Annotated in this window: 11 protein-coding genes; 6 read left to right on the top strand and 5 right to left on the bottom strand. The window is 62.9% G+C overall.

Annotated features, from left to right (window positions below):
- The first annotated feature begins 1 nt into the window (after nucleotide 1).
- The 3 genes from mdoH (at nucleotide 2) to CUV01_RS17590 (ending at nucleotide 4,119) form a co-directional block, all read left to right on the top strand.
- Nucleotides 2–2,080, top strand: a complete 2,079-nt coding sequence (gene mdoH, locus CUV01_RS17580; RefSeq protein ID WP_101461606.1) for a glucans biosynthesis glucosyltransferase MdoH — start codon at nucleotides 2–4, stop codon at nucleotides 2,078–2,080.
- Entirely contained in the window at nucleotides 2,077–3,204 is a 1,128-nt protein-coding gene (locus CUV01_RS17585) for an OpgC domain-containing protein (protein ID WP_101462205.1), read from the top strand. The genes mdoH and CUV01_RS17585 overlap by 4 nt, the downstream gene beginning before the upstream one ends.
- Before the next feature lie 147 nt (nucleotides 3,205–3,351).
- Nucleotides 3,352–4,119, top strand: a complete 768-nt coding sequence (locus CUV01_RS17590) for a helix-turn-helix transcriptional regulator (protein ID WP_198731845.1) — start codon at nucleotides 3,352–3,354, stop codon at nucleotides 4,117–4,119.
- A gap of 320 nt (nucleotides 4,120–4,439) precedes the next feature.
- On the opposite strand, the gene tsf is transcribed toward CUV01_RS17590, so the two are convergent.
- The 3 genes from tsf to CUV01_RS17605 form a co-directional block, all read right to left on the bottom strand.
- Complete coding sequence (tsf, locus tag CUV01_RS17595; RefSeq protein WP_101461608.1) at nucleotides 4,440–5,318, bottom strand: translation elongation factor Ts; 879 nt, start codon at nucleotides 5,316–5,318, stop codon at nucleotides 4,440–4,442.
- Nucleotides 5,319–5,401: 83 nt separating this feature from the next.
- A complete protein-coding gene (gene rpsB, locus CUV01_RS17600; protein ID WP_101461609.1) occupies nucleotides 5,402–6,199 on the bottom strand; it encodes a 30S ribosomal protein S2 in 798 nt (265 codons plus the stop codon).
- Nucleotides 6,200–6,363: 164 nt separating this feature from the next.
- The gene (locus tag CUV01_RS17605; protein ID WP_101461610.1) at nucleotides 6,364–7,026 is read right to left on the bottom strand and encodes a class I SAM-dependent methyltransferase; all 663 of its coding nucleotides are present in this window, start codon (nucleotides 7,024–7,026) and stop codon (nucleotides 6,364–6,366) included.
- 81 nt (nucleotides 7,027–7,107) lie between these two features.
- Between CUV01_RS17605 and CUV01_RS17610 the strand changes: the two genes are divergently transcribed.
- Nucleotides 7,108–8,019 (top strand): LysR family transcriptional regulator, encoded by a 912-nt coding sequence (locus CUV01_RS17610; protein ID WP_101462206.1) that lies wholly within the window; start codon nucleotides 7,108–7,110, stop codon nucleotides 8,017–8,019.
- On the opposite strand, the gene CUV01_RS17615 is transcribed toward CUV01_RS17610, so the two are convergent.
- Nucleotides 8,012–9,571, bottom strand: a complete 1,560-nt coding sequence (locus CUV01_RS17615; protein WP_101461611.1) for a trimethylamine methyltransferase family protein — start codon at nucleotides 9,569–9,571, stop codon at nucleotides 8,012–8,014. The genes CUV01_RS17610 and CUV01_RS17615 overlap by 8 nt on opposite strands.
- Before the next feature lie 213 nt (nucleotides 9,572–9,784).
- Here CUV01_RS17615 and CUV01_RS17625 point away from each other — a divergent pair, with 213 nt between their 5' ends.
- Nucleotides 9,785–10,429 carry a bifunctional 4-hydroxy-2-oxoglutarate aldolase/2-dehydro-3-deoxy-phosphogluconate aldolase gene (locus tag CUV01_RS17625; protein WP_101461613.1) on the top strand — a complete coding sequence of 215 codons (645 nt, stop codon included), beginning with the start codon at nucleotides 9,785–9,787 and terminating at the stop codon, nucleotides 10,427–10,429.
- A 2-nt stretch (nucleotides 10,430–10,431) separates the two neighbouring features.
- Nucleotides 10,432–11,622, top strand: coding sequence for an MFS transporter (locus CUV01_RS17630; protein ID WP_101461614.1), 1,191 nt, complete (start codon nucleotides 10,432–10,434; stop codon nucleotides 11,620–11,622).
- Between the two features lie 54 nt (nucleotides 11,623–11,676).
- On the opposite strand, the gene CUV01_RS17635 is transcribed toward CUV01_RS17630, so the two are convergent.
- Nucleotides 11,677–13,134: a peptidoglycan-binding domain-containing protein gene (locus CUV01_RS17635; RefSeq protein ID WP_198731846.1), complete on the bottom strand. Its 1,458-nt coding sequence runs from the start codon at nucleotides 13,132–13,134 to the stop codon at nucleotides 11,677–11,679.
- Between the last annotated feature and the right edge of the window lie 55 nt (nucleotides 13,135–13,189).

Here is a 13,189-nt window from a genome sequence, read left to right on the forward strand (position 1 = left end):
GATGCGCCAAACAGCGTTCGAGGCCGCGGTTCCGCCATTGGCGCCGGTCGAGATGCCGGTTCAGGATCTGCGCCGACCGCCGGTGAACATCACCCGCGAACGCAGTGCCGGCGGGCAGCGGGTGATTGCGGCGCGCATTCTGGCCTTTGGCGGCGGCGCGCTGATCGGGATCATCGGCGGATTGCAGATGCGGCTGGTCTTTGGCGACAATGTGACGGTGCTTCAGGCCTGCCTGCTGACCTTGTTCACGATCACCTTCACCTGGGTCGGCTTTTCCTTTTCCTCGATGCTGGCGGGCTTGTTCGCACGGCCGTTGTCGACGCCCACCGGGCCCAATGACGCGCGCATCGTCGTCGTCATGCCGGTCTATCACGAAGACCCGGCCGAGACCGCCGGACGGCTGGTGGCGCTGGCGCGCGATCTTTACCGCGTGGGACTGGGCAATCGCAGCGAGATATTCGTGCTGTCTGACAGCCGACGTCCACAAAGCGCGCTGGCGGAAACGCTCGCCATCAGCCGTTTGCGCGATCTGTCGCCGGTGCCGGTCTGGTATCGCCGGCGGCGCGACAACGAGGGCCGCAAGGCCGGCAACATCGCCGAGTTCCTGCGCGACTGGGGCGGGCGCTATGATCAGATGGTGGTTCTGGATGCCGACAGCGTCGTTGGTGCGGATACCATCGCCGCGATGTCTGCGCGCATGTCGGCCGACCCCGATCTGGGGCTGATCCAGACCATGCCGATGCTGTTGGGCGGACAGACCATCTTTGCGCGGCTGATGCAGTTCGCGGGCCGTATCTATGGCCCGGCGATTGCGCGCGGCGTCGCGGCCTGGTCGGGCGATGACGGCAATTTCTGGGGCCATAACGCGATGATCCGCGTCCCCGCCTTTGTCGAAAGCTGCGGCCTGCCTGAATTGCCGGGCCGTCCGCCCTTCGGCGGCCATATTCTCAGCCATGATTTCGTCGAGGCAGCCCTGATGCGGCGGTCCGGCTGGAAGGTGCGACTGGATTATGACCTGCGCCAAAGCTTTGAGGGATCGCCCCCGTCGCTGCTGGACAACGCGGTCCGTGAGCGGCGTTGGGCACAGGGCAATCTGCAGCACTTCAAGGTCATCGGCGCCAGCGGCCTGTCCTGGGTCAGCCGCGCGCATTTCGTCATCGGCATCATGGGCTTTCTCATGTCGCCGATCTGGCTGGGGATGATCCTGGTCGGGTTGGCGCTGACCGCCTATGTGCTGCTGTCGCGGCCTGAATATTTTCCAAATGCCTATCAGCTTTTCCCCGACTGGCCGGTCTTTGATCCGGTCCGCATGCTGTGGCTGTTTGCATTCGCAATGACCCTGCTGCTGTTGCCGAAGGTGATCGCGGTCGGCCGCGCCTGCATGCGACCGCTGGCCAAAAATTCCGGTGGCCGGGGCAGGCTGATCGGCTCGGCCCTGTTCGAGATCCTGCTATCTGCCCTGATTGCGCCGGTGCAAATGCTGATCCAGACGCGGCAGATCTTTGACATCCTGCGCGGTCGCGACAGCGGCTGGGAGGCGCAGGTCCGTGCCGGCGCCATGCCGCCCTGGCGCGTCGTGCTGGGGCATCATTGGCTGCATATGGCACTGGGGCTGGTGACGCTGGTGATCCTTGCCTTCATGTCGCCCGGGCAGTTGATCTGGCTGTCGCCGATCCTTGCCGGGCTGATCCTGTCACCCGCGATCAGCCGCTGGTCGGCCAGCCCGGTCTTTGGTCGCATCGCCCGCCGGCGCGGGTTGCTGGCCACGCCGGAAGAATTGTCGACCCCTGCCCTTATCTCGGCGGCGAACTACCAGACCGCACGGATCAAGCCCGAAGAGGCTGAAACGATGTTACTCTTGGGTTCCGAGCCTGCCTTGATGGCGCGCCATCTGGCCTTGCTGCCGCCCGATACAGCGGACGTTCCAGCTGCGGAACGGCTAAGTGAAATCTCGGCGGCGGCCAAGATCGCGGCAGCGGAAGATCGCGCGCAGGCGCTGTCCTTTCTGTCAGAAACGGAACTGGATGCCCTGATCAGTTCTTCTACCCTCTTAAAGCAATGGGCGGCGCTGACAGGATGAACCGGATCTACTGGCTGGATATGTTGCGAGGCTACGCGCTGGTCTGCATCATGCTGGACCATATGCCAGCCTCTGTCATGCGAGGCGCAACCCTGGCCAATTTCGCGCTCTTCGATGCAGCCGAGCTCTTCGTGCTGCTGTCAGGCTTTCTGGTGGGACTGGTCTGGACCCAGGTCGCGACCCGCGACGGCACCCGCGTCGCGCAAAAGCGATTCCTGCGACGCTCGTTTCAGGTCTGGAGGGCGATGGTCGTGGGGGCACTGATCATGGCGCTGCTGTCAGCGGTGCTGCTGCAGGCCGGGTGGCGTCACACCGCAATCTGGAACGAATATGCCACGATGGTGGTCGAGGCACCTGGGACCTTTCTGGCCGCGGTCGGACTGATGTGGATGCAGCCCAATCTGCTGGATGTGCTGGCCCTCTATGTTGTGCTGATCCTGACAGTGCCACTGACGCTGCCTGCCCTGACGCGATGGCCGGTTGTGTTCGCGCTGGCATCAGCGCTGATCTGGCTTTTTGCCGAACCGCTGAACAGCATGCTGCCCAATCATCGCCGCGATGGCGGGTTCCTGTTCAACCCGTTTGGCTGGCAGGTCCTGTTCTTTGCCGGGGCGGCCATCGGGGTCTATCGGCACAAACTGATGCAGGTCTTGCGCCCCTATGCTGGATGGGTGACGGCCCTGTGTGTCGTCATCGTGCTTTATGGCCTTGTCTACGACCTGCTGCCGCGCTTTGGGGCGCAGGCCAAGCCGCTGCGCGACGCCATGGGGACGCTGATCGGCCCGATCGACAAATGGTCGCTGGACGAGGCCCGCTTCATCTCGATCCTGGCTGCAAGCTGGCTGGCGGCGACGGTGCTGTCCGCGCCGCTGGCATGGCTGGCCGATACTGGCCCCGGCCGTGCACTGGCGCTGATCGGGCGTGGTGGGCTGTGGTCCTTTGTTGTCTGCGTCTGGCTGTCGGTTCTGGGCGATGCCATGCAGCTGCAAATCCCGGATGAGCAGGCGGCCTTTCGCCTCGGGATCGATTTTCTGGTGATCCTGATGCTGTGGGCGATGGCCGCATTGTGGATGGCACGGGCCAGCTGGCAGGTCTATCTGCCACGCAGCCTACGGATCGGCTGACCCATCCGATCATTTGGCCGATACAGGAACGAATTCCGGTCCGCGCCGTTCGTTAAGCATGCCAGTCGTGCATCTCTTGCGGCTGTTGCATGCAAATTATACAAAATGACTGGTCTGTTGTGACCCGCCTGCCGGATGGCCAATAAAATGTACCGTGATATTGAGTTGTTGTTGGCAGCACGTTCAGCCGATGATGTTTGGGACCAGTTTGTGACCGTCATGGCACAGCGCGGGTATCCGCATGTGTTCTATTCGCTTCGTCGTTTTGCCGACATGTCGCGGCTTTGGCTGGCATCTGATCTGGAATTGCGCGGCAATTTTCCCGACGGCTTTACCGCGGATATCGTCGGAGAAGGGATCCTGCCGAATACGCCCTGGGGATTGTGGTCGCAGCACCATCGCGGTGTCCGCAGTTTTGACTGGGCCGAATCCGACGAAGCAAATGCCTATCGGCACCCCACGGGAATGAAGCTTCTCAAGGTGTTGCGAGAACACGATCTGGCCGCCGGTCATGTCGTCAGCCTGTTCGGCGTCTCTGCACGCGTCTCGGGCACCGTTGCGCTGGCAACCGGGGTTGGCACGGGGCAAGCACATGCCGATCAACTGTGGGAAGAATCGGGACGCAGCGTCAGAGCGCTGTGCGAAGTGATGCATCTGCGCGTCTGCGCACTGCCTCAGACCATCGGCCCCGGCGTTCTGACACCCCGTCAGCGGCAAGTTGTCGAATGGGCAGCCTACGGCAAAACAGTGGCCGAGATCGCCGAAATCCTGGGCGTAGAGGCCACAACGATTGAAAAACACCTGCGCTTGGCACGCGAAGCGTTGGGCGCAGGCACCACGGCGCAGGCAATCCTGCAGGCCCACCAGCGCAACCTGATTTTCGTGCACGACCAGGTTGAGAACGAGGAACGGTAAGGTTTGCCACAGTTTGCACTGGCGCAAGCATATTGCACTATTGCGCAGTTCCGTGAGTGGTGGTGCGCTTCGGCGCGCCAGGAACGCGCCCGTTAGGCCGATTACTAAATGCCGGGGCGGTCCGGTCTGACCGGAAAGGGCCCGTCATGGTCGCAATTTCGGCTGTGGCGGGTCCATCCGTTTCAAGGCAGCTTGCCAGATAGCGCGCTTCGGCCCCATCCTCGCACCTTTGTGAAACCGGCGGGCCATCAAGCCGGCAACGAAAAACGCCGGCCCGAATGGACCGGCGTCAATCGAGTTTCAGATCAACGCAAAGAGGATCAGTTGCCGCCCAGGGTCTTGGCGACCTCGGCTGCGAAATCCTCTTCTTTCTTCTCGATGCCTTCGCCAACGGCAACCCGGGCAAAACCAACGATCTTGGCACCTGCATCCTTGGCAGCCTGCTCAACCGTGATATCGGGGTTGATGACGAATTTCTGGCCCAGCAGTGTGACCTCTTCAAAGAACTTGGCCATGCGACCCACGATCATCTTTTCGATCACCGCATCGGGCTTGCCGGATTCGCGCGCCTGTTCGGTCAGAACCTGCTTTTCACGGTCGACCAGCGCCGGGTCCAGATCATCCTGACCCAAAGAAGCGGGCGAGGTTGCTGCCACATGCATGGCGATCTGACGGCCGATTTCCTCGTTGCCGCCTTCCAGACCGACCAGAACGCCGATCTTGCCCATGCCGGGTGCCGCCGCGTTGTGGACATAGGACACGACGATCGGCGCCTCGACCACAGTCATGCGGCGCAGGGTCATGTTTTCGCCGATCTTGGCGATGGCGGTGGTCAGGACTTCGGAGACGGGCTTGCCGTTCACCTGAGCATCAGCCAGTTCCTCGACAGTGTTCACGCCCAGGCCTGCTTCGGCGATGGTGCGAACCATGTTCTGGAATTCTTCGTTCTTGCCGACGAAATCGGTTTCGCTGTTCACCTCGACGGCGACGCCCTTGCCGTCCTTGACGGCGACGCCAACCAGACCTTCGGCAGCCACGCGACCGGATTTCTTGGCCGCCTTGGCCAGACCCTTGGTGCGCAGCCAGTCAACGGCGGCTTCCATGTCGCCGTCGTTTTCGGTCAGTGCCTTTTTCGCATCCATCATGCCTGCGCCGGTCGATTCGCGCAGTTCCTTCACCATCGCAGCGGTGATCGCCATGTTATATCTCCTTCGGATCAATGCATCAGGCGGGGCATATCCCCGCCTGATGACATTCAGGTAAATGGTCCGGAAAAGCCGGATCAGGCGTCGGCTTCGGCCTGTGCCTCGGCGGCAACTTCAGCTTCGCCTTCGGCCAGCTCTTCAGCCGGAACCTCGGTCAGTGCGCCGACATCCACACCGGCAGCGCCCATCTGGGCCGACATGCCGTCCAGAGCCGCGCGGCTGGCCAGATCGCAATAAAGCGCAATGGCACGGGCCGCGTCGTCATTGCCCGGGATGATATAGTCAACGCCGTCCGGCGAGCAGTTGGTATCGACAACAGCCACGACCGGGATGCCCAGTTTGCGGGCTTCGGCGATGGCCAGATCTTCCTTGTTGACATCGATCACGAACAGCAGGTCCGGCAGACCGCCCATTTCGCGAATTCCGCCCAAGGATGCCTGCAATTTCGCCTGCTCGCGCTCAAGACCCAGACGTTCTTTCTTGGTCAGGCCGTCGGCGCCGCCTTCCATCGTCTCGTCGATGGCTTTCAGACGGTTGATCGACTGCGACACGGTTTTCCAGTTGGTCAGCGTGCCACCGAGCCAGCGGTGGTTCATGTAGAACTGGGCCGATTTCTCGGCAGCTTCTGCGACCGAACGCTGCGCCTGGCGCTTGGTGCCGACGAACAGGATGCGGCCGCCCTTGGCGACGGTGTCGCGGATGACCTGCAGAGCCTGGTCCAGCATCGGAACGGTCTGGGTCAGGTCAAGAATGTGAATGCCGTTGCGGTCGCCGTAGATATACGGACCCATGCGCGGATTCCAGCGTTGGGTTTGGTGACCGTAGTGAACGCCAGCTTCGAGCAGCTGACGCATGGAAAAATCGGGAAGCGCCATATGGTTTCCTTTCCGGTTTGCGCCTGAGCAGAGGAATTCAGGGCAAATGCCCCAACCGGTGGACCGTTCACGGATGTCTCCCGCGAGGGCCCGCCTCTGCCTGTGAAGTGCGCTGCACATAGGCCGCGCGGGGGCTGGATGCAAGCCCCAAAGCATGGCCTGTCCTAAGGTTTCGCAGCAGGTTTGTCCGCAGGTTTGGCCGCAACGATAAACGGCCGGATATCCTTGGCCTTCGATCCGTGGCGTTCAAGGCGGACAATCTCAAAGCCGGCGTCGCGCAAGTCCTGTTGCAGCTGTGCCGCCGAAAGGAACGAAACATAAGGCGCTTTGCCAATCCATTGCATCACCGGAATGACGGGCCGCAGCAGAACGGTCATTTCCGTCAGGCACGGCGTTTTCGAAATGAACAACCCGCCCGGTTTCAACGCCTTGTAGACAGAGCGCAGCAGCAGCCCGCGGGCTTTCACGAGATGCAGCACATTCATGCCGTAGATCAGATCAAAGCCCTCAGCTTGCCACCCTGCCCCATCTGGGCCTGCCGTCTGAAAGGTGATGTTCGTGCAGCCCTGCGCCTGGGCCTTTTCATGCGCGATGGCGATCATTTCGGGCGAAATGTCGGTGGCCAGGATGTGATCGGCGCTAGGTGCCAGCCGCAGCGCAGTCGTGCCCGTGCCACAGCCGATTTCCAACAGGCGCTGATCGGTGTGGACATACTGGCTTATCTGCTTCAGCGTGCGCTCGTACCCTGCCACATCGCCGATTTTGCTTTTCGCATATTTCCGCGCTGCGCGGTCCCAGAACCGGGTGCTGTCAATCGTCTGCGCCATTTCCGCCCCTCTCATCATTGCGCCCTGTTAGCATATGCGCGAATTTTGCGAATTACCTGAAACCGCACAAGTGATATGCACATGCGTATGGATCACATCGACTGGAACCATGCCCGCGCCTTTCTGGCGACCGCCGATACCGGATCGTTGTCGGGCGCAGCGCGGCGGCTTGGCCTGACGCAGCCGACCCTGTCACGGCAGGTTGCCGGTTTCGAGGCGGATTTGGGCGTCACCTTGTTCGAACGGATCGGCAAGCGCCTTGTGCTGACCGAAACCGGCCGCAGCCTTCTGGACCATGTCCGCGCCATGGGCGATGCCGCACAGGCCATGCGGACCGAGGCGATCGATCAGGCCAGCCAGATCGACGGGCGGGTCTGCATCTCGACCATCGACGCCTATGCGGTGCATATCCTGCCCGACATCATCGCGCGCATCCGTCGCGAGGCACCGCAGATCACGCTGATGATCCTGTCCGCCGACACGCTCAGCGATCTGCGCCGCCGCGAGGCCGATATCGCGATCCGCCATGTGCGCCCCGAACAGGATGGGCTGATCGGCCAGTTGCTGGGCGAAAGCACGGCCCATTTCTATGCCTCAGCGGGGTGGAAGGCGCGCAACCCGCATGTTCAGAAGATTGGTGACCTGGGTCCGGGCGATCTGATCGGTTTTGATGATCTGGATCGATTTGCGGCAATGATGGACAGCATCGGCGCACCCATTGCACCCGACACGGTCCGCCTGCTGTCATCCGACGCGATCACGGTTGCCGAGATGGCGCGGCGTGAACTGGGGGTCTGCCTGATGATCGACGAGGTCGCGGCGCGGATGCCCGAACTTCTTCCGCTTTTCCCGGGTTTCTCTGCGCCGCGCTTTCCGGTCTGGCTGGTCACCCATCGGGAATTGCGGACCAGCCGGCGCATCCGGCTGGTCTATGACATCTTGGCGGATGAATTGTCGCGGGTGATTGGTCGCCCCGCCAAAGGCTTCAGCTGAGGAAGCTGTCGGGTTCGGCTGCCTTCTTGCGGGCGACGTAATCGTTCAGTTCCTCGGCCTTGGCGACGTCCAGATCGGGGGCCTGATATTCGCCCAGCATCTTGGCGACCCTGGCCGCAGCCAGCGTCGCCGTGTCGCGCGCGCCCTCGTCTTCCCAGGTCTCGAACGGCTTGTAGTCCAGCACGCTACTGCGCCAGAACGCCTCTTTGAAATTGGCCTGCGTATGGGCGCTGCCCAGAAAATGACCCCCCGGCCCCACTTCGCGCAGCGCGTCCATGGCCTGACCGTTTTCCGAGATATCGATACCCTTCGCCAGACGGTGCAGGATACCCAGTTGATCGGCATCCATCACGTATTTCTCGAACGAGGAAACCAGCCCGCCTTCCAGCCAGCCGCAGGCATGCAACATGAAGTTCACGCCCGACAGCAGGCCGGTATTCAGCGTGTTTGCCGTCTCGTAGGCCGCCTGTGCATCCGGCAACTTAGAGCCACAGAACGAACCGGCGCTGCGGAACGGGACGCCCAGACGCCGCATCAGCTGGCCTGCGCCAAGTGTGATCTGCGCGGCCTCGGGCGTGCCAAAGGTCGGTGCACCGCTGTTCATGTCGATCGACGTGACGAAAGCACCGCCGATCACCGGCGCGCCGGCGCGAACCAGCTGGCTATAGGCGACGCCGGCCATGACCTCGGCCAGCACCTGGGTCAGCGTGCCCGCAACGCTGACCGGCGCCATTGCCCCGCCAACGATGAAGGGGCTGATAATGCAGGCCTGACCCGCGCGGGCATAGACCTCCAGCGCGCCCATCATCACCCCGTCAAAGGTCAGCGGGCTGTTGATGTTGATCAGGCTGGTCATCACCGTGTTCTGATCGACGAAATCGGCGCCGAACAGGATCTTGGACATCTCGACCGAATCCGCTGCGCGCTCTGGCAGGGTGACAGAGCCCATATAGGGTTTGTCCGACAGCGTCATATGCGCATGCAGCATATCCAGATGGCGCTTGTTCACCGCCACATCGGTCGGCTCGCAGACCGTGCCGCCGCTGTGATGGATCCACTTGGACATCTGGCCCAGTTTCACGAATTTCTGGAAATCGCCGATGGTGGCATAGCGACGACCGCCGTCCTGATCGCGCACGAAGGGCGGGCCATAGACCGGGGCCAGAACCAGATTGCGCCCGCCGATCTCCACGTTGCGTTCGGGATTGCGCGCATGTTGGGTGAATTGCGACGGCGCGGTCTTGCACAATTGACGCGCCAATCCGCGCGGGATGCGCACGCGTTCGCCATCGACATCGGCGCCTGCGTCTTTCCACAGGCGCAATGCCTCGGGGTTTTCGACGAAATTGACGCCGATCTCTTCCAGAACGATTTCCGCATTGGCCTCGATGATCTCGATTGCCTCGGCGTTCAGGATCTCGAGATCGGGGATATTGCGGGTGATGAAGCGCGCAAACTCGATCCGGGTTGCGGTTCGTTCGGCGCGGCGCGCGGCCCCACCGCCACCACGACGGCTGAGCCTTGCCCCGCTGCGCTCGGTTGCGTCGTCCATTCCAGAGCCTCCTGATCTTTTCGTTCAGTCTATTAAATCGCACCCGATCCCGTCAGTCGTACATTTGCGCCGGAACAATGCCCCAAAGCGACATCGGCAAAGATGCCTGCGTCGCATTGCCGCCAGTTAGCGGTCACATTATCGATCTTAGACCCTTGCATCACCCGGCCAGCACGGGCAATTTGCGCCCTAATCCCATCCAAGAGGTGCGCCATGACCCCGCAAGAGCAATCGCAAAAATCGCGTGCATTGTGCGACTTGTCCCCGGTTATCCCGGTAATCGTGATAAATGACGCGACCAAGGCCGCCGATCTGGCGAGCGCGCTGGTGACGGGCGGAACCCCGGTTCTGGAGGTCACGCTGCGCACCGAGGGCGCGCTGGACGCCATTCAGGCAATGAGCAAGGTCGAGGGTGGCCATGTCGGCGCCGGCACCGTCCTGACGCCAGACGACGCGCGCCGCGCCAAGGATGCGGGCGCGACCTTTGCGGTATCGCCGGGCCTGACCGATCAACTAATCCAGGCCTGTTGCGATCTTGACCTGCCGCTGCTGCCCGGATGTGTGACCGCATCCGAAATCATGCGGGCCATGGATGCGGGTTACGATATGCTGAAATTCTTCCCCGCCGAGGCGGTGGGCGGCGCACCCGCGCTGAAATCGCTGGCCGGCCCGTTGCCGCGTGCGCATTTCTGTCCGACGGGCGGGGTCACGCCCGACAATGCGATTGACTATCTGCGCCTGCCCAATGTGGTCTGCGTCGGCGGCAGCTGGATCGTGACGGATGCCGATGTCAGCGCCGGCAACTGGCACGCGATCGAAGGCCGCGCTCGCACCGCATCCAGTCTTCGCCGCGGGTAGATATGGACCGGGCCAGACGCAATGTCGCGGTGCTGGTCGCCGCGCAGGCGATCCTTGGTGCGCAACTGCCCATCAACTTCATCATCGGCGGTTTGGCCGGGCAGATCCTTGCACCCAATCCCTGCATCGCAACGCTGCCGATCTCACTGATCATCCTCGGCTCGGCCCTGTCGGCGCGTCCGCTGGCAGGTTTCATGCAACGTCACGGCCGCCGCCCCGGCTTTATTCTGGCGGTGATGGTCGGCGCTCTGGGCGCGCTGGTTCAGGCCACCGGGCTTTGGCAGGGCTCGTTCGTCCTGTTCTGCGCGGGCTCTCTGCTGACCGGCGTCTATATGGCGGCGCATGGGTTTTACCGCTTTGCGGCCACCGATACCGCGCCGCCCGAATTCGAGGCGCGCGCGATCAGTTGGGTCATGGCAGGCGGATTGGCCGCAGCGGTCATAGGACCGGCACTGGTGCGCTGGACCACCGGCGTCACGGCTGTGCCATTTCTGGCCAGCTATGCGGTTATCGTGCTCTTGAACCTGCTGGGGCCGATCCTCTTCGCCTTTCTCGATATCCCGCGCCCAGAGGTCGAAAAGACCGAAGGCGCGCAGGGTCGCCCGCTATCCGAAATCCTGCGCATCCCGCATGTCGCCGTCGCCATGATCTGCGGTATGGTCGCCTATTCGCTGATGAACCTTGTCATGACCTCGACGCCGCTGGCCGTGGTTGGCTGCGGCTTTGCGCCTGAAAATGCCGCCGATATCGTCAGCGCGCATGTGCTGGCCATGTACGCGCCATCCTTTTTCACCGGCGCGCTGATCAACCGTTTTGGCCCGGTGCGCATCGTGGCCATCGGCATGGCGATCCTGATGTCAGCCGGTCTGGTCGGATTGTCGGGCGTCGAGTTGCCGAATTTCTTCGGCGCACTCATCCTGTTGGGGATCGGCTGGAATTTCGGCTATATCGGCGCCACGGCCATGCTGACACGCGCCCATCGCCCCGAAGAGCGCGGCCGGGTTCAGGGCATCAATGATCTGTTCGTCTTTGGCTGCGTTTTCATCGCATCGCTGTCGTCTGGCGGGCTGATGAACTGCTCGGGCGGCACACCGCAAGCCGGTTGGAACGCGGTTAACCTGGCGATGGTGCCGTTCCTGGTGCTGGCAGGCGCGGCCCTGATCTGGCTTATGCGGCAGCGCCGTCTGGCCTGAAAAACCTGACAGCGCCGCGTGCGGGCTGCGCCTGAAAGGCGCGAATGCGCGGCGCTAGTTGCCCTGCGCCGCCTCATCCTCGCTGACGATTTGCGGCGCGGCAACCTCTGGCTCCGCGGCCTCTGACTGTGGATCATTGGCGGCAGGTCCGGTGCGGGCAAAGCTGTCCGACAGCTCGGCGGCAAGCCGGCTCTGGCTGGCCTCGTCATTTGTGGGCCAGATCAGAACAAAGCCCTCGGCGCGGCCATCGACGACGCGTCCCTCGGCGTGGGAAATGTGGGAATCGTTGCGACCGTCCAATGTGATGGCACCCGGCCTGACATCGCGGCGCGGCTTTGGCACCCAGCCAAGCGCAATTACCAGCCCCGACAGGTCCACCAGTTCCTGCTGACCGCCCGGCTGACTGAACAGGATCAGCGCCGCGCCAGACCCGTCACTGGGGCCATAGATCGACAGGGCGCGTTCATTGAAATCAAACGCCAGCTTGTCCAGCGGCGCGGTCACAGACAGGCCGGTATGCGGATCATCAAGCTGTGCCAGACCCATTTCGTCACGCCAGTCCGCCCGCCGCTCGATCAGCCGCAGCATCGCCGTCGCGGGATCGGGCGACAGCCGCTGCCCGACAATCTCGGCGTTGATCGCAGCGCGCGTCTTGGGGCCGGTGCGACCATCGATGGAGCCTTCGTAGTGGCCTGCCCACCGCAACGCGCGCTGAACCTCGTCCAGCGGCGGCATCTCGGCGGATTGTTCGGGCCCGTCGGGCAAATCAGGTGCGGCACCGGGCACAACAGCTGTGCCCATTTCGGCGGTTGTCGCCGTAAACGCATCGCCCGGCGCGGCATCGGCCGCCTTGAACATACTCAGCCATTGGGTTGCGGTCTCTTCCTTCAACGGCCCCAACCCGATGGCAAACCAGTCATTGGGCAACTGCCAAAGCCCCACATCAGGAAAGGTTTCGCGCCAGGTGACCAATGCCGCATCGGCCTCGGCCCGGTCCTGAAACGCCTCAAGGCGCATATAGTGGTCAGGTGCCATCGCCGCAGGCGGCGGTGCGCCAAGCGGGTTCAGGTCCATGTCCATGCTGGGCACGGTGACCGTCGCGGGCTGATCGTTGGCCGGCGCCTCCGCAGGCGTCGGGTCGGCGTCAGTTCCGTCAGCGTCAGCCTGGTCCGGTTCGGCCAGATCCGGCTCAACCGCCGGCGCCACCGTCAGCGCGACATCGCGGCCCGGCTCGGCCAGAAAGCTGTCGCCGGGTATCTTGCCCTCGGATTTCAACTGTTCGATCCGCAAGGCGGCCTCAGCGGGCGACATCGGCCCAAGCGCAATGCCGGTCCAGCCGCGCGGCAAAGGAAAGGTCACCACATCATCGAATTGCGCCTTCCAGCCTTCGACCGCCTCTGCTGTCGCAGCGGGTCCCCGTTTCGCCTCGATGCGGATAACGGCCTGACCGTCCTGCGCCAGTGCCGCGACCGGCAGAAAGCCCGCCAGAAGAAATCCGTGAATGCGCCGCATAAGCCGACCTCGCAATTGACCCTGTCCCTGCCCGCGCCTAGAAGGCGCAGGGCGT

This window comes from Paracoccus tegillarcae, from assembly GCF_002847305.1.
GTDB lineage: Bacteria > Pseudomonadota > Alphaproteobacteria > Rhodobacterales > Rhodobacteraceae > Paracoccus > Paracoccus tegillarcae.

Excerpts from the sequence above, each read along its gene's own strand:
- mdoH (WP_101461606.1), top strand. The coding sequence starts at position 2 with ATGCGCCAAACAGCGTTCGAGGCCGCGGTTCCGCCATTGGCGCCGGTC.
- CUV01_RS17585 (WP_101462205.1), top strand. The coding sequence starts at position 2,077 with ATGAACCGGATCTACTGGCTGGATATGTTGCGAGGCTACGCGCTGGTC.
- CUV01_RS17590 (WP_198731845.1), top strand. The coding sequence starts at position 3,352 with ATGTACCGTGATATTGAGTTGTTGTTGGCAGCACGTTCAGCCGATGAT.
- tsf (WP_101461608.1), bottom strand. The coding sequence starts at position 5,318 with ATGGCGATCACCGCTGCGATGGTGAAGGAACTGCGCGAATCGACCGGC.
- rpsB (WP_101461609.1), bottom strand. The coding sequence starts at position 6,199 with ATGGCGCTTCCCGATTTTTCCATGCGTCAGCTGCTCGAAGCTGGCGTT.
- CUV01_RS17605 (WP_101461610.1), bottom strand. The coding sequence starts at position 7,026 with ATGGCGCAGACGATTGACAGCACCCGGTTCTGGGACCGCGCAGCGCGG.
- CUV01_RS17610 (WP_101462206.1), top strand. The coding sequence starts at position 7,108 with ATGCGTATGGATCACATCGACTGGAACCATGCCCGCGCCTTTCTGGCG.
- CUV01_RS17615 (WP_101461611.1), bottom strand. The coding sequence starts at position 9,571 with ATGGACGACGCAACCGAGCGCAGCGGGGCAAGGCTCAGCCGTCGTGGT.
- CUV01_RS17625 (WP_101461613.1), top strand. The coding sequence starts at position 9,785 with ATGACCCCGCAAGAGCAATCGCAAAAATCGCGTGCATTGTGCGACTTG.
- CUV01_RS17630 (WP_101461614.1), top strand. The coding sequence starts at position 10,432 with ATGGACCGGGCCAGACGCAATGTCGCGGTGCTGGTCGCCGCGCAGGCG.
- CUV01_RS17635 (WP_198731846.1), bottom strand. The coding sequence starts at position 13,134 with ATGCGGCGCATTCACGGATTTCTTCTGGCGGGCTTTCTGCCGGTCGCG.